This is a genomic window from Micromonospora aridisoli (assembly GCF_056150025.1).
In genome coordinates this window covers 259017-284933 of sequence record NZ_JAXCFK010000008.1, presented here as the reverse complement: position 1 = coordinate 284933, position 25917 = coordinate 259017, and the positions used below count along the sequence as shown (strand labels likewise).

20 protein-coding genes and 1 pseudogene are annotated in these 25917 nt (G+C 72.9%); 6 read left to right on the top strand and 15 right to left on the bottom strand.

Going from position 1 to position 25917, the window contains the following annotated elements; translation table 11 throughout:
• Positions 1 to 100 precede the first annotated feature (100 nt).
• The 3 genes and pseudogenes from SM447_RS19025 to SM447_RS19015 all read right to left on the bottom strand — a co-directional run.
• Positions 101 to 334, bottom strand: a pseudogene (locus SM447_RS19025) (type II toxin-antitoxin system Phd/YefM family antitoxin); the annotation flags it as partial.
• Between the two features lie 80 nt (positions 335 to 414).
• The gene (locus SM447_RS19020; protein WP_474574157.1) at positions 415 to 1737 is read right to left on the bottom strand and encodes a low temperature requirement protein A; all 1323 of its coding nucleotides are present in this window, start codon (positions 1735 to 1737) and stop codon (positions 415 to 417) included.
• Positions 1738 to 1783: 46 nt separating this feature from the next.
• On the bottom strand, positions 1784 to 2362 hold the full coding sequence (locus SM447_RS19015; protein ID WP_474574156.1) for a TetR/AcrR family transcriptional regulator: 579 nt from the start codon (positions 2360 to 2362) through the stop codon (positions 1784 to 1786).
• A gap of 136 nt (positions 2363 to 2498) precedes the next feature.
• Between SM447_RS19015 and SM447_RS19010 the strand changes: the two genes are divergently transcribed.
• The gene (locus SM447_RS19010; protein ID WP_474574155.1) at positions 2499 to 3443 is read left to right on the top strand and encodes an SDR family NAD(P)-dependent oxidoreductase; all 945 of its coding nucleotides are present in this window, start codon (positions 2499 to 2501) and stop codon (positions 3441 to 3443) included.
• 150 nt (positions 3444 to 3593) lie between these two features.
• On the opposite strand, the gene sucB is transcribed toward SM447_RS19010, so the two are convergent.
• Together sucB and lpdA are read right to left on the bottom strand one after the other, a co-directional pair.
• Positions 3594 to 5423 (bottom strand): 2-oxoglutarate dehydrogenase, E2 component, dihydrolipoamide succinyltransferase, encoded by a 1830-nt coding sequence (gene sucB, locus SM447_RS19005; protein WP_474574154.1) that lies wholly within the window; start codon positions 5421 to 5423, stop codon positions 3594 to 3596.
• Between the two features lie 72 nt (positions 5424 to 5495).
• The gene (gene lpdA, locus SM447_RS19000) at positions 5496 to 6887 is read right to left on the bottom strand and encodes a dihydrolipoyl dehydrogenase (RefSeq protein WP_474574153.1); all 1392 of its coding nucleotides are present in this window, start codon (positions 6885 to 6887) and stop codon (positions 5496 to 5498) included.
• Between the two features lie 272 nt (positions 6888 to 7159).
• Here lpdA and SM447_RS18995 point away from each other — a divergent pair, with 272 nt between their 5' ends.
• Entirely contained in the window at positions 7160 to 7489 is a 330-nt protein-coding gene (locus SM447_RS18995; protein ID WP_474574152.1) for a hypothetical protein, read from the top strand.
• Between the two features lie 59 nt (positions 7490 to 7548).
• Here SM447_RS18995 and SM447_RS18990 read toward each other — a convergent pair whose 3' ends face one another.
• Positions 7549 to 9117, bottom strand: coding sequence for a leucyl aminopeptidase (locus SM447_RS18990; protein ID WP_474574151.1), 1569 nt, complete (start codon positions 9115 to 9117; stop codon positions 7549 to 7551).
• A 162-nt stretch (positions 9118 to 9279) separates the two neighbouring features.
• Between SM447_RS18990 and gcvT the strand changes: the two genes are divergently transcribed.
• Complete coding sequence (gcvT, locus tag SM447_RS18985) at positions 9280 to 10404, top strand: glycine cleavage system aminomethyltransferase GcvT (RefSeq protein ID WP_474574150.1); 1125 nt, start codon at positions 9280 to 9282, stop codon at positions 10402 to 10404.
• A gap of 125 nt (positions 10405 to 10529) precedes the next feature.
• On the opposite strand, the gene SM447_RS18980 is transcribed toward gcvT, so the two are convergent.
• From SM447_RS18980 to SM447_RS18965, 4 genes are all read right to left on the bottom strand, one after another.
• Entirely contained in the window at positions 10530 to 11819 is a 1290-nt protein-coding gene (locus SM447_RS18980) for a DUF2314 domain-containing protein (RefSeq protein WP_474574149.1), read from the bottom strand.
• A 67-nt stretch (positions 11820 to 11886) separates the two neighbouring features.
• Positions 11887 to 12660, bottom strand: a complete 774-nt coding sequence (locus tag SM447_RS18975; protein WP_474574148.1) for an adenosylcobinamide-GDP ribazoletransferase — start codon at positions 12658 to 12660, stop codon at positions 11887 to 11889.
• On the bottom strand, positions 12650 to 14569 hold the full coding sequence (gene cobU, locus SM447_RS18970; RefSeq protein ID WP_474574147.1) for a bifunctional adenosylcobinamide kinase/adenosylcobinamide-phosphate guanylyltransferase: 1920 nt from the start codon (positions 14567 to 14569) through the stop codon (positions 12650 to 12652). Before cobU ends, SM447_RS18975 begins: the two co-directional genes overlap by 11 nt.
• 76 nt (positions 14570 to 14645) lie before the next feature.
• On the bottom strand, positions 14646 to 14852 hold the full coding sequence (locus tag SM447_RS18965) for a hypothetical protein (RefSeq protein WP_474574146.1): 207 nt from the start codon (positions 14850 to 14852) through the stop codon (positions 14646 to 14648).
• A 207-nt stretch (positions 14853 to 15059) separates the two neighbouring features.
• On the opposite strand from SM447_RS18965, the gene SM447_RS18960 reads away from it, so the two are divergent.
• Both SM447_RS18960 and SM447_RS18955 read left to right on the top strand, forming a co-directional pair.
• Entirely contained in the window at positions 15060 to 15260 is a 201-nt protein-coding gene (locus SM447_RS18960) for a hypothetical protein (protein ID WP_474574145.1), read from the top strand.
• Positions 15260 to 16051, top strand: coding sequence for a site-2 protease family protein (locus SM447_RS18955; protein ID WP_474574144.1), 792 nt, complete (start codon positions 15260 to 15262; stop codon positions 16049 to 16051). Before SM447_RS18960 ends, SM447_RS18955 begins: the two co-directional genes overlap by 1 nt.
• A gap of 60 nt (positions 16052 to 16111) precedes the next feature.
• Here the strand turns inward: SM447_RS18955 and SM447_RS18950 are convergent, their stop codons facing one another.
• Positions 16112 to 17110 carry an aldo/keto reductase family protein gene (locus SM447_RS18950; RefSeq protein ID WP_474574143.1) on the bottom strand — a complete coding sequence of 333 codons (999 nt, stop codon included), beginning with the start codon at positions 17108 to 17110 and terminating at the stop codon, positions 16112 to 16114.
• Positions 17111 to 17143: 33 nt separating this feature from the next.
• The gene (locus tag SM447_RS18945; protein ID WP_474574142.1) at positions 17144 to 17803 is read right to left on the bottom strand and encodes a TetR/AcrR family transcriptional regulator; all 660 of its coding nucleotides are present in this window, start codon (positions 17801 to 17803) and stop codon (positions 17144 to 17146) included.
• A gap of 109 nt (positions 17804 to 17912) precedes the next feature.
• Between SM447_RS18945 and SM447_RS18940 the strand changes: the two genes are divergently transcribed.
• On the top strand, positions 17913 to 18437 hold the full coding sequence (locus tag SM447_RS18940; protein WP_474574141.1) for a quercetin 2,3-dioxygenase: 525 nt from the start codon (positions 17913 to 17915) through the stop codon (positions 18435 to 18437).
• 163 nt (positions 18438 to 18600) lie between these two features.
• Here SM447_RS18940 and SM447_RS18935 read toward each other — a convergent pair whose 3' ends face one another.
• From SM447_RS18935 to murA, 3 genes are all read right to left on the bottom strand, one after another.
• Positions 18601 to 23103, bottom strand: a complete 4503-nt coding sequence (locus SM447_RS18935) for a WG repeat-containing protein (RefSeq protein ID WP_474574140.1) — start codon at positions 23101 to 23103, stop codon at positions 18601 to 18603.
• A gap of 568 nt (positions 23104 to 23671) precedes the next feature.
• The gene (locus SM447_RS18930) at positions 23672 to 24277 is read right to left on the bottom strand and encodes a DUF3043 domain-containing protein (protein WP_474574139.1); all 606 of its coding nucleotides are present in this window, start codon (positions 24275 to 24277) and stop codon (positions 23672 to 23674) included.
• Between the two features lie 90 nt (positions 24278 to 24367).
• Positions 24368 to 25840, bottom strand: a complete 1473-nt coding sequence (gene murA / locus SM447_RS18925) for a UDP-N-acetylglucosamine 1-carboxyvinyltransferase (RefSeq protein ID WP_474574138.1) — start codon at positions 25838 to 25840, stop codon at positions 24368 to 24370.
• Positions 25841 to 25917 lie beyond the last annotated feature (77 nt).

Genomic DNA, 25917 nt, shown 5'->3' with positions numbered 1-25917 from the left:
CGCCATCTAACGGATGCCGGTAGTCAGGGCCCTCTCGAGTCCCGTTGACGGGGGATGTCCGGCATAGGGCTCAGGCCGAGCCGGCGATCGGTTGTCCATATCACCAGTCACGGCCGGACAGGTCCTGATCGACTGCTGAGTCAAGCTCGCGGCGGAACAGCTCCACGTCGAGTACGGACGCGGTGGCGAAGGCCGTCATCACCTCGGCGTGTGGCACGTAGGTGCGCCGCCGGAACGGGATCAACTTGCCGATCGGCGTGCCGTTGCGCGTGATGATGAAGGAATCGCCGCGTTCCATGCCTCGCATGATCAACCCGAACTCCTTGCGCAACTCCCGCTGCGTGACCTCCCGGGCGCGTGCTCTGCCACGCCCTAACGTTAGGCGAGGAAGCTACGACCCGCCCGGAACGTGGTTCAGGTGGTGCCCGGGGGTTGGCCGTGCCAGCGGGCGCGGTAGGCGGCCTCGTGGGTCTCGTGGGCGGTGCGCTCCTCGAAGACCACGGCGCGCAGCGTGTGCCGGGCCTCGGCCATGAAGATGACCTCGGCGAAGACCAGGCCGACGCAGATCGCGGTGAGCAGAGCGAGAGCGGCCAGCCCGGGCATGGGCATGGCGACCGGGATGCTGGCGAGGAGCACGACCAGCGTGACGACCCGCGTCCAGCTCAGGGTGTGCAGCGTGCGTAGTTGGAAGAGCATGTTCCCGAGCAGGTACAGGAACACCCCGCCGAACAGCATCGGCACGTCCGGCCCGTGGGCCGGCTCGGTGACCGGAACGCCGGGCTCGGCGACGTCGTGCACGATGCCCTCGGCGCCGAGGGCGAACAGGATGATCCCGGCGATCATCGGCAGGTAGAGGTAGGCGTAGGCGTCGCGGGCCATCAGCACCCGGGCGCGGCCCAGGGTGGCGTGCAGGGCGATCCGGGCGGCCGGCCCGATCAGGTCGTAGTGCACCCACCAGAGGGCGGCGGTGAAGAAGATCCCGAGCACGGCGGCGGTCACCCCGGGCCAGGTCGGTGCCTGGCCGAGCAGGTTGCTGCCGACGCCGACGGAGATCACCGATTCGCCGAGCGCGATGATCAGGATCAGGTCGTAGCGTTCGGTCCAGTGTTCCGCCGAGGTCACCTGCCAGCCCCAGGTGCGGGCGAGCAGGCCGGTGCCGTATTGCAGCACGACCACGGTCACCCAGAGCGCGTCCCGGACGAAGGCGGCGGTACCGGCGTCGGCGATGTGGGTGGGTAGCAGTGCTGCCACCAGCAGCAGCATGGTGCTCAGTGCCAGTTCGGGGGCGTACCGGAGCAGTTGTCGGCGCTCCACCGGGTTGTCGCGGACGACGTGCAGGAACAGGACCAGGTGGATGACACGGATGACCACGTAGCTGACCGCGACCACGACCGGCCCGGCCTCGTTCTTGTGGTCCATGAACGCTTGCGGCAGGGCGAGGGCGAAGCAGAACAGCGCGGCCATCCCGGCGACCATCAGCACCGGCACGAAACCCTCACCGATCCGGATGCGGGTGGCCACCACCGTGTGTACGACCCAGCACCACCAGAGCACGGCCAGCACGAGCGCGGCGTGCAGCAGCTGGCGTCCGTTGATGTTGGCGGCGGTGGCGCGGGTGATGATGAAGAACGAGAAGACGAAGACGAGGTCGAAGAAAATCTCGAACTTGTCGACCCGGGTGCCGGGTGCGATGCCGACGGCCGGCCCGAGCCGTCCCCGCCAGCCCACGTCGCCCACGGCCTGAGTCTCGCAGCGCCGACCTGGGCGTAGTGCCCGTTTCGGATCAGTTCGTCCGGTGGTACCGCAGGCCGTCCATCAGCAGGTCGAGCAGGCGCCGGGCCTGGTCACGTTGCTCTCGTCCACCAGCGGCGAGCGAGACCCCGTTGAGGCCGACCAGGACGTCAGCCGGGTCCACGTCCGACCGGATCGTGCCGGCGGTGGCGCCCGCGGTCAGCAGCCGGGCCACGGCTGCGAGCAGTCGGTCCCGGCTCTGCGCGAACGGGTTGGTCCCGGCGGCGATCACCAGGCGCAGCGCGTCGGCCATCTCCCGCTTGGTGGCGAGGTATTCGATGAAGTGGTCCATCCAGGCCCGGGTCGCCGCCTCGGGAGGCAGCCGTTCGAGCAGTTCGGCCGCGGAGTCGCAGAGCCTTTCCAACTCGTTGCGGTAGGCGGCCTCCACCAGTGCCTCCCGGGTGGGGAAGTGCCGGTAGAGCGTGCCGATGCCCACTCCGGCGTCGCGCGCGATCTGCTCCAGCGTTACCTCCGCGCCGGCCTGGGAAAACGCCCGTACGGCCGCCTCCAGCAGCCGCTGTCGGTTGCGCAACGCGTCGGCGCGCAACGGTCGGGATGCCTGCTCCGGCACGTGTCCTCCTGAAAGTCGGTCTCCGTCCCGGGTGGCAAAGCGGAGGTGCCTCCGGTTAGCCTGGGTAACGGAGGAGCCTCCGCTTCTCATCGTAGTGGCGGGCAGACCCGCCGCACAGCTGAGACAAGGATGGATCATGACCATCGGTACACCTGTCAGCACCCCGTACACCGCGGAGTCCACCGCCCTGGAGGTCGTCGCGGGCGTCGACCTCACCGGTCGCCGGGCCGTCGTCACCGGCGGCGGATCGGGCATCGGGGTGGAGACCGCGCGGGCGCTCGCGGCCGCCGGCGCCGACGTCACCCTCGCCGTCCGCAAGCGCGAGCAGGGGGAGCGGGCGGCGGCGGAGATCACCGGTACGACCGGCAACGACCGGATCACCGTGGCCCCACTCGACCTGGCCGACCAGGCCTCGGTGGCCGCGTTCGTGGCGACCTGGGACGGGCCGTTGGACATCCTGGTCAACAACGCCGGGATCATGGCCTCGCCCGAGATGCGTACCCCGCAGGGCTGGGAGATGCAGTTCGCCACCAACCACCTCGGGCACTTCGCGCTCGCCACCGGGCTGCGTCCGGCGCTCGCCGCCGCACCGGGCGCCCGGGTCGTCTCGGTCAGCTCGGCAGCGCACCTGCGCTCGCCGGTCGTCTTCGACGACATCCACTTCGAGCGCCGGGCGTACGAACCGTGGGCCGCGTACGGGCAGTCCAAGACCGCCAACATCCTCTTCGCCGTCGAGGCGAGCCGGCGCTGGGTCGACGACGGCATCCTCGTCAACGCGTTGCATCCCGGCGCGATCCGCACCAACCTTCAGCGGTACGTGACCGATGAGGAGCTGGCCCGGCTGCGCGCACAGAGCGGCCCGACCGTGCCGGCCTGGAAGACCCCCGAGCAGGGTGCCGCCACCTCGGTCCTGGTGGCCACCTCACCACTGCTCGACGGCGTCGGTGGGCGCTACTTCGAGGACTGCCAGCAGGCCGGCCCGAACCAGCCCGGCACCCGCACCGGTGTGGCTGCCTACGCCCTCGACCCCGAGTCCGCCCAACACCTCTGGGAGCTCAGCACCCGCACCCTCACCCCCTGACCGCGATCTCCTCGTCGATCATGAGGTTGTTGTCGCGCGACGCGGCCCAGGCGACAACAACTTCATGATCAACGCGCTGGGGGGAGTACTGGGGGAGCGAGAAGGGTGCCCCGGTCCGGAGGACCGGGGCACCCTTCTCGCGTGCTGGGGTCAGAGACCCAGTTCGGCTTCGAAGTTGCCGGCCTCCAGGCGCTCCTTGACCGCGGTCAGGAAGCGGGCCGCGTCGGCGCCGTCGATCAGCCGGTGATCGTAGGACAGGGCCAGGTAGACCATCTGGCGTACCGCGATGACCTCGCCCAGATCCGGGTCGTTCACCACGACCGGACGCTTGACCACGGCACCCGTACCCAGCATCGCCGACTGCGGCGACGGCACGATCGGGGTGTCGAACAGCGCACCACGGCTGCCGGTGTTGGTCAGCGTGAAGGTGGCGCCGGCGATCTCGTCCGGGCTGATCTTGTTGGTCCGGGTGCGCTCGGCCAGGTCGGCGACCCGCTTGGCGATGCCACCCAGGTTCAGGTCACCGGCGTTGTGGATGACCGGCACCAGCAGGCCCCGCTCGGTGTCCACCGCGATGCCGAGGTTCTCGGCGTCCGGGTAGGTGATTGTCCCGGCGTCGAGGTCCATGCTGGCGTTGACGATCGGGTACGCCTGGAGCGCCTCGATGGCCGCGAGGGCAAAGAACGGCAGGAACGACAGCTTGACGCCGTGCCGCTGCTGGAACGACTCCTTGGCCTGCGCCCGGAGCTTGGCGACCTTGGTGACGTCCACCTCGACCACGGTGGTCAGCTGCGCCATCTCGTGCAGCGACGACAGCATCCGCTTGGCGATGGCCGCGCGGATGCGGGGCAGCTTCTCGGTGGTGCCGCGCTTGACGCTCGGCTGCGGCTTGGCGGCCGGCTTGGCCGGGGCCCCGGCCGCCGCCGGCTGTGCTGCCGCCGGGGCGGGAGCGGCCTTGGCTGCCTTGGCCTTCTCGGCCGCGTCCAGGACGTCCTGCTTGCGGATCCGGCCGCCGACCCCGGTGCCGTTGACCGAGGCGAGGTCCACGTTGTGCTCGCTGGCCAACTTGCGGACCAGCGGGGTCACGTAACCGGCGGCCTGCTCGCCGCCGTTGGACGGTGCCGCCGTACGCTGCGGGGTCGCCGCCGCCGGCTGCGCCGCCTGCTCTGCCTTGACCGGCTCCTGCGCGGTCTCGGCCTCGGCGGCCGGCTCGTTGTACGACATGCCCGGCGTCGGCTCGGACACCTGCGGCTCCGGCTTCGGCTCAGGCTTCGGCTCGGGCCGGGCCTCGGCCTGCGGCTCGGGCTTCGGCTCCGGCTTCGACTCGGCCGGGGCGGCACCGGCGGCACCGACCACGGCCAGGGTCGCGCCGACCTCGGCCGTCTCGTCCTCGGCGACCTTGATCTCCAGGACGGTACCGGCGACCGGCGAGGGGATCTCGGTGTCGACCTTGTCGGTGGAGACCTCCAGCAGCGGCTCGTCCACCTCGACGGTCTCGCCGACCTGCTTGAGCCAGCGGGTGACCGTACCCTCGGTGACGCTCTCGCCCAGAGCCGGCATCTGCACCGGGGTGCCCTCGCCCGACGGCGCCTGGGCAGCCTGCGCCGGCTGCTCGGCCGGCTCCTCGACAGCCGGCTGCTCCGCCTCGGCCTGCGGCTCCTCGGCCGCCTCGGCGGCCTGCTCCGCGGGGGCCTCCTGCCGCTGACCGGCGGCCTCGCCGCCGCCCGCTCCGGCCGACTCACCCTCGCCGGAGATCACCGCCAGCTCGCTGCCGACCTCGGCCGTCTCGTCCTCGCCCACCACGATCCGGGTCAGCACCCCGGCCGCCGGGGACGGGATCTCGGTGTCGACCTTGTCGGTGGACACCTCGAGCAACGGCTCGTCGACCTCGACGGTGTCACCCTCCTGCTTGAGCCAGCGCGTGACGGTGCCCTCGGTGACGCTCTCGCCGAGCCGGGGCATGGTGACCGATACCGGCATGTTCTCCAGACTCCTTCATTTCCCTGGTGGGGGGAGCGTCGCCCGTCGCCGGACGCCGCGGGTACGTCGTGGTCAGGCGTGTGCGTGCAGCGGCTTGCCGGCGAGTGCGAGGTGTGCCTCGCCGAGGGCCTCGTTCTGCGTCGGGTGGGCGTGCACGAGCTGCGCCACCTCGCCCGGGTACGCCTCCCAGTTGTAGATCAGCTGCGCCTCGCCGACCAGCTCGCCGACCCGCGCGCCGACCATGTGCACGCCGACCACCGGACCGTCCTCGACCCGCACCAGCTTCACGAAACCGGCCGTCTTGAGGATCTGGCTCTTGCCGTTGCCGCCGAGGTTGTAGTTGTAGGTCTTGATCTTGTCAGCGCCGTACTGCTCCTTGGCCTTCGCCTCGGTGAGACCGACCGACGCCAGCTCCGGGTCGCTGTAGGTGACCCGGGGAATGCCCGCCTCGTCGATCACCGCCGGGTTCTGGCCGGCAATCTCCTCGGCGACGAAGATGCCCTGCTGGAAGCCGCGGTGGGCGAGCTGGAGGCCGGGCACGATGTCGCCCACGGCGTAGACGTTCGGCACGTTGGTGCGCAGCCGCTCGTCGGTCAGCACGTACCCGCGGTCCATCTTGACGCCCTGCTCCTCGTAACCGAGGTCGGCGGTGTTCGGGCCCCGGCCGACGGCGACCAGCAGCAGCTCGGCCTCGACGGTGTCACCGCCGGCGATGGTCACCTTGACGCCGTTGTCGGTCTTCTCGACCTTCTCGAACGGCTTGCCGACCTTGAAGTTGATCTTCCGCTTGCGGAAGGCCCGCTCCAGCGCCTTCGACGACTCCTCGTCCTCGGCGGCGACCAGCCGGGGCAGCGCCTCGACGATCGTCACGTCCACCCCGAAGGACTTCCACACGCTGGCGAACTCGACGCCGATCACGCCGCCGCCGAGCACGATCGCCGAGGCGGGAACCCGGTCCAGGGTCAGCGCGTGGTCGCTGGTGATGACCCGCTCGCCGTCGATCTCCAGGCCGGGCAGGCTCTTCGCGTACGACCCGGAGGCCAGCACCACGTTGCGGCCGGTGTACCGCTTGCCGTCCACCTCGACGGCGTTCGGGGCGACCAGCTTGCCGGCGCCGGCCACGAACGTGATGTTCTTGGCGCCGCCGACCAGGCCCTGCAGGCCCTTGTAGAGCCGCGAGATGACCCCGTCCTTGTACGAGTTGACCGCCGCCATGTCGATGCCGACCAGCTCGGCCTTCACACCGAACTGCTCCGACTCGCGGGTCTGGTCGGCGATCTCGGCGGCGTGCAACAGCGCCTTGGTCGGGATGCAGCCGTTGTGCAGGCAGGTGCCGCCCAGCTTGCCCTTCTCCACCAGCGCGACGTTCAGGCCCAGCTGGGCGGCGCGCAGGGCGGTCGCGTAACCGCCGCTACCACCTCCGAGGATGACGATGTCGAAGGTTGCGTCGTTCGGCTCGCTCACGTCCAACTCCCAGGTCGCGTCGCTGCATCGGGGGTCACGGCGGGGTAACACGGACACACCCCACCTCGGCCATCTTGTCACCACCGCGCCGCACCCGCGTACCGAGGTGCCCAACGACACGTTGGGGCCACGTACCCTTGGCACCGAATCCTTTTCAACCTGAACCGCGCGGAGTTCGCGCACCGCGTCCGTCCTTGCAATCCGAGGGCCGTGAGGGGAGGTTGAAAAGGGTTTGCTGCCTTCGATGACGCCACGACTGGGGAGACTGCTCGGTGGGACTGTTCCGGCGACGCAAGCGGGCACGTGCGGCCGATCCTGACCGTACGGCCAATCGTGCCGATCTGGAGCACCTTGAGAACTTCGTCCGCACCCGTAAGGGCGTCGAGGCGTACATCGAGCCCCGCACCACGGTCACCGAGACCACCGTCATCCTGATCGCCGACGACGGCGAGTGGACCCGGCGTCGGATCGACGGACCGGACGGTGCGCGACGTTTCGCGTACCGGCTGAGCATCCCGATCTACGACGTGGCGCTGATGGGTTACCCGCAACGCATGCGCGACTACAACGAACGCCGCAAGCGCCGCCCCGAGCTGTACTGAGTGTTAGGAAGGGCCCCCTGCACCACGCCAGGCGTTAACAAGGGGCCCTTCCTTACCCGTCAGCCGTTGGCGGCGACGTCGTCGATCAGGTGCAGCAGGGTGCGGACCGGGACGCCGGTGCCGCCCTTGGTCCAGTAGCCGGTCGCCTCGCCCGAGTGGTACGCCGGACCGGCGACGTCGATGTGCGCCCAGGCGACGTCGTCGGTGACGAACTCGCGCAGGAACACACCGCCCTGGAGCATGTGACCGGCCCGATCCATGCCCGCGTTGACCTGCGAGATGTCGGCGACGTCGGAGTCCATCCCCTTGCGCACGTCGTCCGGCAGCGGCATCGGCCAGGCGGGCTCGCCGACGGCGTCACCGGCGGTGCGGACCCGCTCGCACAACTCCGCCGTGCCCATCACGCCGGAGATCCGCTTGCCCAGCGAGACGACCTGGCCGCCGGTGAGGGTGGAGGTCTCGAAGAGGTAGTCACAGCCGTCGGCGCAGGCCCGGGCCATCGCGTCGCCGAGAATCATCCGGCCCTCGGCGTCGGTGTTGAGCACCTCCACCTTCTTGCCGTTGAACATGGTGATCACGTCGCCCGGTCGGTACGAGGTCCCCGACGGCATGTTCTCCGCCATCGGCACGTACCCGGTCACCGCCACCGACGGCTTCAACTCGGCCACCGCCAGCATGGTGGCCGCCACCGCCGCCGCGCCGGCCATGTCGGACTTCATCTCCCACATGCCCTGCGCCGGCTTGATCGAGATGCCGCCGGTGTCGAAGGTGATGCCCTTGCCGACCAGGGCGACCCGCTTGCCGGTGCCGCCACCCGCCGGGGTGTAGGTCAGTTTGACCAGTCGCGGCGGGGCCTCCGAGCCCTGGCCGACGGCGGTGATGCCGCCGTACCCGCCCTCGCGCAGCGCGACCTCGTCGAGCACCTCGACGTCGAGGCCGACCGCCCGAGCGGCCTCGGCCACGGAGTCGGCGAACGCCGGCGGGCGCAACTCGTTCGGGGCGGTGTTGACCCAGTCGCGGGTACGCCGGACCGCGCCGGCCACCGTCCGCGCCCGGGTCACCTCCGCCTGCGCCGTCTCGTCCGCGGCGTCCGGCACGGCCACCAGCACCTCGGCGACCGGCTCCCGGCGGTTCGGCTGGGGTCGGGTCTTGTACCCGGCGAAGCGGTAACCGCCCAGCAGCGCGCCCTCGGCGACCGCGCGCACCGCGTCGGCGGCGTCGGCGTCGTCGGGCAGCGGCAGCGCCATCGCCACGCGGGACGCGCCGGCCAGGGCGCGTACGGCGGCTCCCGCCGCCCGACGCAGGGTCTCCGGGGCGGGTGCCGCACCACTCGGCTCCGGACCGAGGCCGACGGCGGCGAGCACCGGCGCGGTGACCGTACCCAGCGTCGCCAACTTGATCACCTCACCGGGGCCGCCGGTCGCGCCGAGCAGCGCCAGCGTCTCGGTCAGCTTGCCGTCGAAGGCGGCGGCGATGCTCTCGGCGCCGCTGGCGAGCAGCAGGGTGCCGGCGAGGCCGCTGGCGTCCTGGTCGCCGGTCGTACTGTGCACGCCGATCACGATCGCGTCGACGGCGAGCTCGGCGGGGTCGGTGTCGACCAGGCTCAGGGTGGTGCTGGGCGATGTCACGGAGGCTGCTCCCGGGCGGGCCGGGCCGGTCGCGTGGTGGCGTACCGGCGGTGGAGTTCCCGACGGATGATTTACCCGCCGGACGTCGTTGCTGCCCCGCCGGGTCATCCGGCGGTCCCGCCGATGCTAACCAGCCCGGTGCGTCCCGGTAAGTTGCCACCCATGACCGACGTGACCACCGACGCCGCCGAGACCCGGCTGCGTCGTTCTCCGCTGGGCGAGCGGCACACCGCGCTCGGCGCCAAGTTCGCCCCGTTCGGTGGCTGGGAGATGCCGCTGGAGTACGCCGGCGGCGGGGTGCTGCGGGAGCACACCGCCGTGCGTACCGGGGTGGGTGTGTTCGATGTCTCGCACCTGGGCAAGGTGCGGGTGACCGGGCCGGGAGCGGCGGAGTTCGTCAACGCCTGCCTCACCAACGACCTGGGTCGCATCGGGCCGGGACGGGCGCAGTACACCCTCTGCTGCGACGAGGCGACCGGTGGCGTGGTGGACGACATCATCGCCTATCTGCACGCCGACGATCATGTTTTCCTCATCCCGAACGCGGCGAACAGCGCCGAGGTGGTCCGCCGGCTGCGCGCCGCCGCGCCGCCGCAGGTCACCGTCACCGACGAACACGAGGGGTACGCCGTACTGGCGGTGCAGGGGCCCCGGTCGGCGGAGCTGCTCGGCGCGCTCGGCCTGCCCACCGAGCACGGCTACATGAGTTTCACGTCGGCGACGCTCGGTGCGGTCGAGCTGACCGTGTGCCGTACCGGTTACACCGGCGAGCTGGGCTACGAGCTGGTCGTTCCGGCCGACGACGCGGTCGCGGTCTGGGACGCGTTGTTCGCCGCCGAGCCGGCCCCGCAGGCCTGTGGGCTGGCCGCCCGGGACACGCTGCGCACCGAGATGGGGTACCCGCTGCACGGGCAGGACCTCTCCCTGGAGATCACGCCGGTGCAGGCCCGCTCGGGCTGGGCGGTCGGCTGGGACAAGCCGGCCTTCTGGGGCCGGGACGCGCTGCTCGCGGAGAAGTCCGCCGGCCCGGCGCGTACCCTGCGTGGCCTGGCCGCCGTCGATCGGGGCATTCCCCGGCCCGGCATGGCGGTGTACGCGGGCGACGCGCGGGTCGGCACCGTGACCAGCGGCACCTTCAGCCCGACCCTGAAGCAGGGCATCGCCCTCGCGCTGATCGACACCGCCCCCGCCCTCTCCGACGGCGCCGAGCTGCACGTCGACATCCGCAACCGCCGCACCCCCGTCCGCCTGACCCGCCCCCCCTTCCTCAACCCCTCCGTCAAATAACCCACCCTCCCTCCCACCTCCCACCTCCGGTTGATCATGAAGTTGTTACCCGACACGCCGTGTGGGCCGGACAACAACTTCATGATCAACGGGGACGGGGGCGGGGAGCGGGGGCGGGTGGGGGGTCAGGGGGTGGGGGGTTCGCCGGCGTCGAGGACGGCCTGGGTCCAGCCGCCCTCGATGACGCCGCTGCCGTCCAGGACGGCCCAGTCGACGACGTCGGTGACCTCCACGACGACGGGGGAGCCGATCCGCACGGTGGGGTCGGTGTTGGCGTCGCTGGCGCTGGCACCGACGATCCGCTCCGGTGAGTCCCAGGAGGTCACCCCGGCCCAGACGTACTCCGGCCCGTCGTCGCCCGGCAGCCCGTACTTGACCACCAGCTGCGTCTCGGGCGGCAGCTGCCCGCCGCGGAACCGGGCCCGGATGTCACCCAGCGCGGCGCGGGCGGTGGCGATCGCGCGGCTCATCGCGTCACCCGACCGGGCGTAGCGCACGTCGGGCTGGATGCCGGAGAAGAGGGTTGCGCAGGCGTTGGCGAAGTAACGCCCGGCCGGCCCGGGATGCCCCGCCGGGGGCCGCAGGCTGAGGAAGGAGTCGGCGTCCGGGTCGGTGGCCGGGTCCAGCTCCAGGCGCAGCAGCACCGGCGCGGTGGCCCCGTGCTGTTCCGGATTGCCGTACGCCACCGCGATGTCGTGCCCGGTCACCGTGGCCAGCACCGGTAGCTGCACGAACGCCGGGACCTCCTCGCCGGCCAGTCCGTCGGTCCAGTCCCGCAGCAACCGCCGGGCGGCGCCGGTCATCACCGCGCCCCATGCCCGGGTGAGATGGTCGGGCACCCCCTGGGTCTGCAACTCCAGCAGGCCGAAACGGCGCAGCCCCTTGGTGGTGAACCAGAGCCCCTCGGCATCCGACGAGTAGGGCACCAGCACCCAGTCGACCAGCCGGACCCGGCCCTCGGCGTCGGGCAGCGAGCGCAGTGCCGCGGCCGGCTCGAGGAACTGCAGGCCGAAGACGTCCACCACGTCGCCGCCCACCGTCTCGGCGACCGCCGCGGCCACCGCCCGGGCGGCCCACTCGTGGGCGGGTGGCCAGCCCGGCCGGTACTCCGCCTGCACCACCACCAGATGGGTCGCGGCGGCCAGCCGGTCCAGCTGTTCCTCGCTGGCCCCGAAGGCGGTGAGCAGATCCGGAGGCAGTTCGGGGAACTCGCTGACGGGCCGGACGTCCACGCTCATCAGCGGACTGTCCAACATCTGCCGGGCCAGCCCGTACACCGGCTCGGCGAGCCGACCGGCCAGCCCCTGTACGGCCGTGCGCGCCGTCACCGACGGCAGTCCCGCCGTCGGCACCAGGTAGGTCGCGCTGAGTGATTCCGGAACCGGTACGGGCAGGAAATCGTCGGTGATGAGCATGTCGTCCCCCGGGTGGCCGCGCCGGTGCTGTCGTCGCAGGTACGCTACCCGGCGCCGACCGGCCGGCTCAGCCGGACAGCACCAGTCCCAGGTAGACGAGCGTGGTGACCAGCTCGACGGTCGCGCCGAGCACGTCACCGGTGATCCCGCCGAGCCGGCGTACCACATGACGTAGCAGCCCGGCCGCGACGGCGAGTGCCACCAGGACGACCACCGGGCCCTGCCACGGCCGGTGCGGCACCGCCGCGACCGCCAGCAGCGCGACGGCGGCCGTGGCGGCGGCCAGCGCGACCGGGCCGACGCTGCCGGCGACCAGCGCGCCCAGCCCGTCCGGTCGGGCCGCCGGCACACCTCGCCGGCAGGCCAGCGTCACCCCGAGCCGCCCGGCCGCCGCGGCCGTCAGCACCGCCACGAACACCGCCGGGCCGGACCGGCCGGCCAGCTCGGCCAGCGCCGCGACCTGGACCAGCAGGACGAGCACCAGGGCGACCACGCCGAAGGGCCCCACGTCGGGCTTCTTCATGATTTCCAGCGCGGCGGGTCCGCGCCGGTACGACCCGAGCGCGTCCACGGTGTCGGCCAGCCCGTCGAGGTGCAGGCCCCGGGTGAGCAGGGCGGCCGCCGCGACCGTGACCCCGGCGGCGACCAGGGGCGCGGTGACCGCGTCCAGCAGCAGCAGGACCCCGGCCAGCGGCACGCCGAGCACTGCGCCCACCGCCGGGGCGAGCGTCATCGCCGTACCGGCCGTGGCCCGGTCGATCCGGCCGGCGCGCAGCGGCAGGATGGTGAGGGTGGTCAGCGCCAGCCGCGCCCCGTCGCCGAGGCGGGGCTCAGCCGGCACGTGCCGCGGAACTCTCCGCCGGCTCGGCCGCCGGCCCGGTGGTGGTGGGGCCGGGGCCCTCGGGCTCCGGCTCGTGGAAGTCAGGCTCCGTCTCCTCGACGGAATCCGGCTCGCCGTCGTCGTCGCTGTCGCCGGTTTGGGGGCGGGCCGGCAGGGCGGCGGCCAGCGCCAGCGCCGACCGCAGCAGCGGCAGGATGGTGAGCGCGTTCGCCCCCTCGCCGAGACCGAGCCGCAGCTGCGTCAGCGACTCCAGGCCGAGCACGTCGGCGGCCAGTCGGACGGCCGGGTGACCGCCGTCGTCGGCCAGCAGGCACCAGTGCCGGGCCTGCCCGGCCAGGTCACGGCTGACCAGCGCGGCGGCCACCCCGACGGGACCGTCCAGCAGCACCGGGGTACGGCGGGCGGTCGCACCGAGCAGGACGCCGGTGGCGACGGCGAGGTCACCGCCACCCAGCTCGGCCAGCACGTCCCGGGCGTCCCGGGCGGAACGACGGGTGCGGTGCAGCGCGTCGCGGACCGCGGCGCAGCGGGCCATCCAGGCCACGTCGTCGATCTCGCCACCCCCGGTGACCACCCGGGCGAGCACGGCGGGTGGTTCGGCGCCGGCGGTCGCGGCCAGCACCGCGGCGGCCGTGGCCTCGGTGCCGGCCCCGCACGCGGCCAGCACCAGCAGTTGTACGCCGGCGTCCGCCGCTTCCTCGGCCAGCCGCCAGCCGTAGCGCAGGGCCGACTCCACCTGCTCGGCGCTCAGCGCCGGGCCGTGCTCGATGGGCGCGGCGGCGGGGGCGTCCACCACCTGCAGGCCCGCTCCGCTCTCGGCGGCCAGCCGGGCGAGTACGCCCTGCCCGGCGCGGGCCTGCTCGGCCCGCCGGGCCGACTCACCGGCCACCGTGCCGGCGGCGACACCACCGGCGTGGTCGCCGTGCACCAGCAGCACCCGCACCGACCGCCACGGTCCGGGGGTGGGGGTGCCCTGGGTGGCGGCGGCGAACGAGACCACCTGCTCCAGCACGCCGAACCCGGTGCCCGGCACGTCCAGGGTCGCCAACCGGTCGACCGCCTGCGGGCCGGCGTACTCGTCGGGCATGGGCAGTTCCATGCCGGACTGGATGACCAGGCCGGACGCGGCCACCGGGAGGGCCATGGTCGCTGCCGTCCAGCCGGTGCCGCCGCTGTCGGCGGCGGAGTCGGCCGGTACCTGCGGGGTGGTCACCGGCGGCGAACCGGGCAGCGCCGGAGCGCCGGAGTCGACCGACAGCTCGCCGGCCGGGCCGGCCTGGGCGGGCACCGCCGCCCCGGCGGCCGGCCGGGCGGGCGCGGCCGCGGGAGCCACCGGCGCCCCGGCGACGGGTGTGGGCTGAACCGTGGCGGGCTTCAACCGGCACGGCTGACCGGCAACCACCAGGACGACCGCGTCGCAGGCGTCCGCGACGGCGCGGTTGACCGCGCCGAGGGCGTCGGTGAACGCCCGGCCCAGCGGTGTGGTGGGCACCAGGGAGAGACCCACCTCGGGGCTGACCAGCACCAGCCGCGCGGCGCAGGAGCGCACCGCCGCGGCCAGTTCGTCGATGGTGGCGATGTCGTCGGCCGGCTGGTGGGTCGGGTCGAGCAGCACGGTCACCCACCCGCCGAGGTCGTCGACGAGCAGTGTCTCCTCCGGCCGGGCGGTGGAGATCACGTCGGCGAGCCGGCGCGGGTCGGCCGCCGTTTCCTCGGTGCTCCAGGTCGCCGGCCGGCGGGCGCGGTGCGCGGCGAGACGGGCGGCCCACTCGGGGTCGTCGCCCGCGTCGCCGGCGGTGGCCACGTAGCGGACCGTGGCCGCGTCGGCGACCAGCGACTCGGCGAACTGCGACTTGCCGGACCGGATGCCACCGAGGACCAGAAGCGTGTTCCACCCGTCTAGGGACATGCTGCGTACCTTACGGCCAGGCGGGTGGCCGGGGCACCGCAGGTGCGGCACCCGGGCACCCGCGCGGCGGTGCGGGTCAGCGCCCGTCGGGGGACTGGTACATGAAGTCGTTGGGGTTGACGTCGGCCGGCTTCGGGTCCTCCTGCCAGGCGCCCTCCCCGGGACGGGCCTGCAGGGCGTCGACCAGTTCCTCCCGGTCCATCTCCCGCGCCCCTTCGATTCCGCCGCGTACCGCCATGTCGCGCAGGTCCGCCGTGTCCATCTCGGGGATCGGTGTCGTCATCGTCGCCTCCTGTGCGTCGGGGTCACCAAGGACTTACCCCGCCACGGCAGGGTCAGTCGCGGTGTCCGAAGGGTGCGACCCGCAACCGGCGCGCCGCCCGGTGCCGGTCCTCGATCGACGCCCGTGGCCCGGTCGCCGGACGTGCGGTACGACTACGCTGGCGAAGGTCCGTCCCACGGGACATCAGCGGCGAGGGGAGACGCGCACATGGCGTGGAGCTGGCGGTACGAGGGTGCGAACGGCGAGTCGGTCGACGGGCCGGCCGAGTCGTTCGGCAGCCAGGCGGATGCCGAGTCCTGGATCGGTCAGACCTGGCGGGATCTCGCGGCGTCCGGCGTCACCTCGGTCGCGCTCCTCGAAGACGATCGGGTGGAGTACCGGATGAGCCTGCTGCCCACGGCGGAGTGATGACTCCGCGGGACTCCGAGCCGCTGGTGCTCGGGGTGCCCCGGGCGGCCTTCCGGCTCAGCCCGGTGTTCCTGGCCCTGGTCGCGTTGCTGGTGACCTGCGCCGTGTTGACCTGGCACGGCATCGGCAACGTCCGGTTCACCGCGTTCGGCTTCGTCGTCTCCGGCTGGCTGGTCTCGCTCTGCCTGCACGAGTACGCCCACGCCGTGGTCGCGTACCGCAGCGGCGACCGGGGGGTGGCCCACCGCGGCTACCTGACGCTGAACCCGCTGAAGTACAGCCACCCGCTGTTGTCCGTCGCGCTGCCGGTGGTCGTGGTGCTGCTCGGCGGCATCGGCCTACCGGGCGGCGCGGTCTGGGTGGACCGGCACGTCATTCCGGGGCGGCTGCGGCACACCCTGGTCAGCCTCGCCGGTCCCGCCACCAACGTGCTGTTCGCGCTCGTGCTGGTGGCGGTGCTGCGGCTGGGCGCGGGTGGCGGCGGGCCGGTGGAGTTCTGGGCGGCCGTCGCGCTGCTGGCCTTCCTTCAGCTCACCGCGAGCCTGCTCAACCTGTTGCCGGTGCCGGGGCTCGACGGCGGGAACATGATCCAACCGTGGTTGTCCCCGCAGTACCGGCGGATGTACGACCTGTTCGCGCCGTACGGTTTCATCCTGCTCTTCGCGTTGCTGTGGAACCCGACCATCGGCGGCTGGTTCTTCACCGCCGTCTTCGCGATCGCCGACGTGCTCGGCCTGCCACCGTGGCTGTACGCCACCGGTCTGGAGCTGATCCGCTTCTGGCGGACCTGACCGAGGTACGCGCCCCACCCGCCCGGCCGGCGTACGGCACGCCGGCCGGACGGGGCCGGGTCAGGGCCGCTCGGCCGGCGACTCGGTACGCGCGGGGTCCCGCTCGGTCACCGGGTCGACGATCTCATCGATCGCCTTGAGCAGGCCGGCGTCGAGCTTCACGCCGGCCGCCTTGACGTTGTCGTGCACCTGCTCGGGGCGCGACGCCCCGATGATGGCCGACGACACGTTGGGGTTCTGCAGCACCCAGGCGATGGCCAGCTGGGCCATGCTCAGCCCGGCCTGGTCGGCCAGCGGCTTGAGCTGCTGCACCCGGGTCAGCACGTCGTCGGTCAGCCACTTGGCGATGAAGCCCGCGCCGGACTTCTCGTCGGTGGCCCGGGAGCCGGACGGCGGCGGCTGGCCGGGAAGGTACTTGCCGGAGAGCACGCCCTGCGCCATCGGGGACCAGACGATCTGCCCGATGCCCAGCTCCTCGCTGGTGGGGATGACCTCGGCTTCGATGACCCGCCAGAGCATGGAGTACTGCGGCTGGCTGGACACCAGCGGGATGCGCAGCTCCCGGGCGAGGCTGTGCGCCTCACGGATCTGCGACGCCTTCCACTCGGATACGCCGATGTAGTGCGCCTTGCCGGAGTGCACGACGTCGGCGAACGCCTCCATCGTCTCCTCCAGCGGAGTGCTGTAGTCGTACCGGTGGGCCTGGTAGAGGTCCACGTAGTCGGTCCGGAGCCGGCGCAGCGACCCGTTGATCGACTCCATGATGTGCTTGCGGGACAGGCCCCGGTCGTTGCGACCCGGCCCGGTGGGCCAGTACACCTTGGTGAAGATCTCCAGACCCTCGCGCCGCTCCTGCTGGAGCGCCCGGCCGAGCACGTCCTCGGCGCGGGTGCCGGCGTACACGTCGGCGGTGTCGAAGGTGGTGATGCCGGCGTCGAGGGCGGCTCGCACGCAGGCGAACGCCGCTTCCTCCTCGACCTGCGAACCGTGGGTGATCCAGTTGCCGTACGAGATCTCACTGACCATCAGGCCGGAGCGGCCCAGGTGTCGGAATTCCATGGTCCGACCCTAGCCCGCCCCTGGCCGGCCCGCTCAGCCCGCCAGCAGGGCGTATCGCATGGTCCGGCCGAGCCAGTCCCGGAAGGCGTCCTCGGTCCAGCCGCGCTCCAGCACCAGCGCTCCGTAGTGCGCCGGGTCGTTGTAGAACCACACCTTGTCGACGGCGGCCTCCACGTCGGCGCCCTCGGGCAGCCCCGCGCCCAGGGCACACACCCGCTCGACCACCGTCCCGGCGCCGATCCGTCGGTTGCGCAGCAGTGTCTGCCAGATCTCGGCCACCTCGGGGCTGCCGTCGGCGGCGCGCCGGACGGTCTCGAACACTCGGGTGGTCCGCGCGCCGATCAGGGTGCACACCTCGGCGTACGCGTCGAGGACCGCACCCGGAGTGGTGGCCTCCCAGACCGGTCGGTACCAGGGGCGTTGCGCCACCGGCACCGGTTCGTCGTCGCCGGCGAGTGCCTCGTCGAGGACCTGGCGCAGCAGGGCCGCCTTGGAGCCGAATGCGGCGAACACGGTCGGTCGGGCCACCCCGGCCGCCGCTGCCACGTCGGCAAGCGAGGTCGCCGTGTAGCCCCGGTTCACGAACAGGTCGGTCGCAGCGGCGACCACCGCCTGCCGGGTCCGGCGGGCGTTCTCCTCGCGGATCCGGGAGCGGTACGGCCTGGTCGGTCTTCCGTCCTTGACTTCACCCATGACGTCGTCATACTAGCAATGTATTCACTAAACCGTCGGCTATCGAATAGCAGCCGGCTATCCAATAGTGCGACGTCTGTCGAAGTTCGGCCGACCCCTGGGAGGCACCGTGTCCGTCCACCCGTTCGTACGCCGGCCCGATGAGGGGGAGGCTTTCTGGTTCCTCGGCAACCTGGTCACCGTCAAGGCGACCGGTGCGCAGACCGGCGGGCGGCTCACCGCGGTCGAGTTCGTCAACCCACCCGGCTTCGCCCCGCCCCTGCACCGGCACCAGGTCGAGGACGAGATGTTCTACCTGCTCTCCGGGACCGCGACGTTCTACTGCGACGACGCGGTGCTCGCCGCCGGTCCCGGCGATTTCGTGCTGCTTCCCGTGGGCAGGCCGCACACCTTCGTGGTGGGTCCGGACGAACCGCTGCGGGTGCTGCAACTGACCACCCCCGCCGGCTTCGAGGGGTACGTCGCCGAAGTCGGGGTGCCGGCGACCGAGCGGCGGCTGCCGGACCCGGCACCGATCGATCCGGCCGCTCTCGGGCACGCCTCCGCGCGGCACGGCATCGAGCTGCTGGGACCGCCGCCGGGCCAGCAGTCGACCGCCCCGACCGCCCAACCGGCCCGCCGGCCCGTGCCGTGAGCACCAGCCCGTGCCGGATGGGACCCAAGACCGGGCAGGCCCGGAGGCACCGAAGCCGGTCATCGTCGGCGCGGTCGGCTGTGCCGGCCTGATCTCACACGGACTACGGCGGTGACCAGCCGATGCCGGTGGTGGAGCGCTGGCGGCCCGGTCGGGCGCGTCCTCAGAGCACCGGGTTGGCGTCGGTGAGCAGCCCTTCGATCTCGGCGATCACCGCGGCCGGGTGATGGAACATCGGACCGATCAACGATTCACCGCGCCGGTCCAGCGCACCCCAGTTTCCGGCACTGTTGGTGGCCAGGAAGGCGACCGGGTGGATCAGCAACACCGGGTGCGCCGGTGCGACGATCACCTGACCGCCCCGGTCGACCACACCCTTGCGGCCCGCCAGGTCCACCACGGCCAGCCCCTCCTCGGTGAAGCCGTCGATGTACTGCCCGTCGGCCAGGGCGGTGTGGAATCCGTGGTAGCGGGTCGGCACCACGATCCGGCCGGTTCGGTCGACGGCACCCCAGCCCTCCCGGCGCACCACCGCCACACCCTTGTGGAAGGGCCGTACCTCGGCGAAACCCGGCGGTACCGCCACCTCGCCGGTGGTGTCGACGGCGTGCCAACCGCTTTCGTCCCGCACCACCCAGGCCAGGCCGTCGGAGAACGGCCGAGCCGCCAGGTAGGTCGGCTGGAGCACGGTCTCGCCGGCCAGGTCGATCAGCGACCACCGGTCGGTCTGCGGTCCGCGTACCCACGCCAGGCCGTCCCGGAACGGCTGTGCCTCGGCGTACCGGGCGGGCACCACCATGTCTCCCTCGGCGTCCGCGTACCCCCACAGACCCTGGCCTCCGTCGCGCGCCGGCACCGGCGCACGGTCGCGCTCCAACACCTCGTCCCAACTTCGCGGGTACGGCCCGAAGCCGCTCTCCTCGGCTCGGGTGGCCACCGCGTCCAACCCGGTCCGGACCCGGGCCAGCAGTTCGGCGTCCTGCTCGCCGCGCAGGTCCAGCGCGCGCTCGAAGTGGTGGCAGGCCTCGATCAGGCGGCCCTGGTCGTAGCAGCAGCGGGCGGAGTGTTCGTGCAGGGCGGCCCGCAGCCGATCGGGTAGTTCGACCGAGTTGGCCTCCGCGAACAACCGGTCGGCCTCGGCGAACTCGCCGCGCCAGCGCAGCACGTGAGCCAGCCGGGCCTGGGCGAGCGCCGCCCGGCGCAACTCCCCGGTGGCCTCGGCGTAGGTCAACGCCATCCGGCCGTCGTCCAGCGCATCGTCCAGGTCACCGAGGACCCGCGAGGCCACCGCGCGCAGGCTCAGCAGCCGGGCCCGGGAACGGTTGTCGAGGGCCGAGGCGAGCTTCTCGGTGAGCCGTTCCCGGACGCTCCGCAACTCCTCCGGGTCGTCCACCACCTCGCGCAGGGTCACCGGGTCGAGCTGCCAGCGGTAGCTCGCCAACACCTGTTCGGGATCGGCCGGCGGTTCCGGCACCGGCTCGCCGTCGCCCGGATCCTCGGATCCCTCCTCGCGGTCGGGCCGGTCCTCGGACCCGCCGTCGGCCGGATCCTTGGAGCCCGGCTCGCCGTCGGCCGGGTCCGCAAACCCCTGCTCGCTCTCGGCCGGGGGAGCCGACACGGACGACGCGGACAGCAGTGCCTCGACCGGCTCGGCCACGTCACCGGGCGGTACCGGGTCGCCGGGCTCGCCACGGCCGGGGGGAGGCTCCATGGCGTCACCGGGCTGTCCGGAGTGGCCGGCCTGAGCCAGGTCGTCCGACGGTCCGGCGTGAGCCAGGTCGTCCGACGGTCCGGCGTGAGCCAGGTCGTCCGACGGTCCGGCGTGAGCCAGGTCGTCCGACGGTCCGGCGTGAGGCGGCGCGGAGAGCGGTGGTGCCGATGCCGGCACCGCGGAGACCGGTGCGACGAGGCCGGGCTCGGCGGGTGGCGCGGAGACCGCCGGACCGTACTCCGGCGGTGCGGAGACCGGCGGTGCGGAGACCGGCGGTGCGGAGACCGGCGGTGCGGAGACCGGCGGTGCGGAGACCGGCGGTGCGGAGACCGGCGGTCCGTACCGTGGCCCGGCGGAGACCGGTGGCGTCGGTGGCGTTGCGGCGGGCCGTTCGGGCGGCGGGGATGTCGGCGGTGCCGAAACGGGTGACGCCGATACCGGCCGCCCCTGGACGTCGACCTTGTCGGGAGGCACCGGCCGACCCGGGACCGGCTCGACGAGCGACTCCGTGACGGGTGACGCGAACGCGACCTGCTCCTGTGGTGGCGGTGCGGAGGGCGCGGGTCGCTCCGGGGCCGGCGGCACGGCCGGCTCGGTGGCGGGACCGAACCAGCTCTGCGGGCCATTGGAGGCCGGTCGGGCGGGCGCGGGCGTGGACGGCTCGGGTGCCGGCGGGACGTACCGGGTGGGCTGCCGGGTGACCGGTGCCGGCGCCGCCCGCAGGTCGTTGTCGGTCCGACCGTGTCGAGCTGCCGGCGGTTGGCCGGCCGGCGCCTGGTCGGTGCCGCTCGCCCCGGGCGACCGTCCCGACGTGGGGGAGACCGGCGGTGGGGTGGGTGGTGTCGAGACAGGTCGGTGCGGTGGCGGCGCGGTGACCCGTGGTTGCGACGGTGACGCGGAAACCGGCGGCCGGGTGGGTGGTGGGGAGACGGGCCGGTGGGCGACGGGCGCTGGGGCTGGCGGTGGGGTGGGTGGTGCGGAGACGGGTCGGTGCGGTGGCGGCGCGGTGACCCGTGGTTGCGACGGTGGCGCGGAAACCGGCGGCCGGGTGGGTGGTGCGGAGACGGGCCGGACGGGAGGCGGGGTGACCGGTGGCGTGGCGGCGACCGAGGGCGCCGGCGTCGGCGGTGGCGTGGCGACGACCGGCTGGTCGTGCAGGGGAGCCGGACGGACCTGGTGCTCGTGCAACGGAGCGGGGCGCACCTCGTGCTGGTGCAGTGGTGCCGGGCGGACCGTTTCCCCGGTCGGTGCCCGGTCGGCGCCCGAGGCGACAGCGGGGCGGTCCTGGTGCTGGCCGGGGCGGTCGGCCCGGTCCCGGTCGGGGCGGGCGGTCGGAGCACGATCCGGACCCGGTGGGTGCGTCTCCCGCCGCTCCCCGGCGGCGGGATGTTCCCGGTGCGGGCGGCCGACCTCCGGCCGGTGGTGCTCCGGGGCGGGGGAGACCGGCCGGGCCCGGCCGGCCGCCGGAGAGACGGGACGGTCCTGGTCCGGTGCGGGCGACACGGGGCGGTCCGGCACCACCGACAGATGACGTCGGCGCGGGTCCTGATCGGGTACCGCGGAGACGGGCCGTTCGGGGCCGGGCAGGGTCGCGGCGGGCTGGTCGACGAACCGCTCCGGGCCGGGCGCGTGCGGGACGCCGCTCGGTCGCCGGTCGTCGTCGCGTGGGCGGTCGGCACCCTGCTGCGGCGGGGTGGGCCGCTGGTACTCGCGGTGGTCCCGTCCGCTGCTGGGCCGCAGCGGTCCGGGCGCGGGCCACGGCAGGTCACCGCGCGACGGTGCGCCGTACGCCTGTTGGTCCGGCGTCGGTGGCTCCGGGCGATCCCGCTGCGGGGCCCACTCGTCGGGCGTGGTGCGGACCGGTTCGTCGTCGACGTATCCGTCCGGATACGGGGCGGCCTCCGGGTCCGCGACCACGAAATCGTTGCGGTAACCGTCCACCACCGGACCGTCGTTGCGGGTCGGCTGGCCGGGGTGCTGACTCCACTGGTACCGGGGCCGGCGGGAGGCGTCGTCCGGTGGCCGCCGATCGGCGCCCTCGACCGGTCGCTGCGCAGCGGCGGGTCGACGGAGCTCCTCGTCCGCCTCCGGTGCCCAACCGGGCTCGAGGCGGGCGGCCGGGGAGACCGGCGCCCCGCGTCGGTACTCGTCGCGTCCGGTCGGCTCGGGGCGGCGTGATCGGCCCGCGTGAGGGTCGGGCTCGCGCTGGCCCCGCCGGTCGGGATCGGGTCGCGGGTACCGGCCGTCGCGGCGGTCGGGTTCGCGCCGGGCGTACCGCTCCGGATCGCGTCGCGCGTACCGGTCCGGGTCGCGGCGGTCGGGGTACCGGTCGGGGTCGCGGCGGTCGGTCTGCCGCCCCGGGTCGCGGCGGTCGGGTTCGCGGCGGTCGGCGTACCGGTCCGGGTCGCGTGGGTCGCGGCGGTCGACGGAACGCTCCGGGCCTCGGCGGTCGGCGTACCGGTCCGGGTCGCGGCGGTCGGGGTCACGCTGGTCACGGCGGAAGGGCGCGTCCGTACCGGGGGCCTGCGATCCGAAGTCCGACCAGACGACACCGTCACGTCCCCGGGCGGACTCGCCGTACGGCGAGCGCCGCCCCTCGGGGCGCGACTGCTCCGGTCGAGAGGCGGGCGGCACCGACCGTTCGTACGGCCGCGAACCGTTCGGGCCCTCGGGGTGTCGCCGGTCGGGCATATCGTGTCGGCCTGGCAAGCCGTCCGGTTCCTCGTCCCAGGACCGGCCCACGTACGTGCCGTCCGGCCTGGTCGGCGCGAGCGGGGGTACCTCGGCGCGCCCGACGGCGCTCGCTCGGCCTCGCGCGGGCGGCGGTTGGTGCTCGACGCCGATGTCACCCGGGTAGCGCTGGCCAGGGAACTGCGGCTGCCATTCGCTGGTCGGCTCGGCGGCCCAGGACGGCTCGGCAGGATCGTGCCACCGATCGGCGTAGCCGCGACTCATCCGCCGGACCTGTCGCTGCGGCCGGAACGTCGCGGGTCGGCGCCGCCGGTCGCGACCCGGAGACCCTGCGCCTGCTCGGCGGACCCGTGCCGACCTGACCTTCCGGTCCGGCCCGTGGCGAAACCCAGGGCCGGCGCCCGCTCGCTCACGGTCGCGCCCCGGTGGTCGGCTCGCGTCCGCTCGCTCACGGCGATGTCACCTCGTCGGAAATGGTCGCGCTGGGCAACCCGGGGGCCGGCAAAATCGCTCGTCCGGGCACCGAATGGCTGCGCATGGAGGGTAGCGGCGCGGGCTCGGTCACCGCCACTACGGCACCATCGTCGACCCAAACGTTATCCTATTGATCCGGACATTTGTCTCTATGCCGGTATCGGACTTCCGACGATCCTGCACTCACCGTCAGTCACCCGTCGCCGGGTGCCCGGGACGGACTGAACGGCTCCTCGGCGGCCAGGAAGCTCGGCCGGTCGCGGTGCCGCCGACTTGGCGGTGAGCGGCGTTCGTGCTGGTCGTGCTCGCGGTGGCCCGCACCAACGCGCTGACGCGAGCCTGGTGTGCCTGATTCGCGTCAGATCTTGTCGCCGATGGCGACCCGCGGCTCCGGCGTACGCAGCTTACGGAAGGTGATCGACCGCATGATCGCGTAGACGTACAGCGAGCCCATCCGCTGGGTCGAGTTCGGGAAGCGCTCACGGACCAGCTTCTTGATCCGGCGTGAGATGAGCACGGAGTCGATCACCACGCCCAGGGCCAGTGCGCCCCAGAGCAGGTTGGAGGCCAGCCGGATCACCGGCGGCATCGCCTGGTTCGAGCCGATCAGCACCACCAGTGCGCCGCCGAAGAACCAGGTGCCGACGGTGCGCCGCGAGTCGACCACGTTGCGCGCCAGCAGCCGCTCCGGACCGCGGTCGCGCGGGCCTCCCTCACGCCGGAACTCCGCGGCCGCCTCGGCGCGTCGCTGCCTGCGCAGCGCCTTCGCCTCGTCCTTGCTCAGCGGCTTCGTCGCGCCGGCCGGTCGACGACCGGTCACGGGTCGCTTCGGCGTCTCCCGTCCCTTGGCGGGGGTGTAGGCACGGGAACGGGACGCCTCGGTCGCCTCCTCCTGAGCCGGGGTCAACGGCTCGGTGGCGGGATCGGCGAGGTCGGCGGACTTGCGACGAAACAGCGACGGCACGCGGCAAGGGTAGCCAACGCCGCGCGTCCGCTGCACATCGCGGTGCGGTGGACGCGCGGCGGGCTGGGCCGGTACGCCGTCGTCGGCCGGCTACGGCCGTTCGACCTGCGCGCCCAGGTCGGCGAGCTTGGCCTCGAAGTCCTCGTAGCCCCGGTTGATCAGGTCGACGCCGTAGACCCGGGAGGTGCCCTCGGCCGCCAGCGCGGCGATCAGGTGGCTGAAGCCGGCCCGCAGGTCCGGGATGACCAGGTCGGCGGCGTGCAGTTTGCTCGGTCCGGCGATCACCGCGGAGTGCTTGAAGTTGCGCCGGCCGAAGCGGCACGGGGTGCCGCCCAGGCAGTCCCGGTAGACCTGGATGTTCGCGCCCATCGAGTTCAGCGCCTCGGTGTAGCCGAGCCGCTGCTCGTAGACCGTCTCGTGGACGATGGACAGGCCGCGCGCCTGGGTCAGGGCCACCACCAGCGGCTGCTGCCAGTCGGTCATGAAGCCCGGGTGCACGTCGGTCTCCAGCGCGGTGGCCTGCAGCTCGCCGCCCGGGTGCCAGAAGCGGATGCCGCCCTCCTGGCCCGGCTGCCCGGGCCGGGGCGGACGGGTGTCGGTGACCTCGTACTCGCCGCCGACCGAGCGGAAGACGTTCAGGAAGGTCATCATGTCGGCCTGCTCGGCGCCGAGCACCTCGACGTGGCCCCGGGTGGCCAGGGCCGCTGCGGCCCAGCTCGCCGCCTCGATCCGGTCGGGGATCGGTCGGTGGGTGTAACCGTGCAGCCTCGGCACGCCCTGGATCTCGATCACCCGGTCGGTGTGCACCTTGATGATCGCGCCCATCTTCTGCAGGACGCAGATCAGGTCGATGATCTCCGGCTCCACGGCCGCGTTGCGCAGCTCGGTGACGCCCTCGGCCATCACCGCGGTGAGCAGCACCTGCTCGGTCGCGCCCACGCTCGGGTAGGGCAGCGCGAACTTGGTGCCGTGCAGCCCGTTCGGCGCGGACAGGTGCAGCCCTTCGGGGGTCTTGTCGACGGTGGCACCGAACTCCCGCAGCGCCTGCAGGTGGAAGTCGATCGGCCGCGGCCCGATGTGGCAGCCGCCGAGGTCCGGAATGAAGGCGTGCCCGAGACGGTGCAGCAGCGGCCCGCAGAACAGGATCGGGATCCGGCTGGAGCCGGCGTGCACGTTGATCTGGTCGGTGCTGGCGCTCTCCACGTTCGCCGGGTCGAAGACCAGCTCGCCGTCCTCGTCGCCGTCGGTGACCTTGACGCCGTGCAGCCCGAGCAGACCCCGGACCACCTCGACGTCACGGATCTTCGGTACGTCGAACAGCCGACTCGGGCTGTCGCCGAGCAGCGCGGCGACCATCGCCTTGGAAACCAGGTTCTTCGCGCCGCGTACACGGATCCGCCCTTGCAGCGGCGTGCCTCCGTGTACGACCAGGACGTCGTCGGTCAACGCAACCTCCAGCGCGTGCGTGCTGCCGTTTCGATGAGTGGACACCACCGGGTTCGCTACCCGGGCCGCAGTCGCGCCCAAACGCCCGCGCCCGCGTGTGTTGTCGCCCGGCAGCATAGCCCTCCGTGATGAGAATGGATCCGGTCACACCGCCTTGGAGGGCATTTATCGGTGATCCGGCACTTTCGCGTACC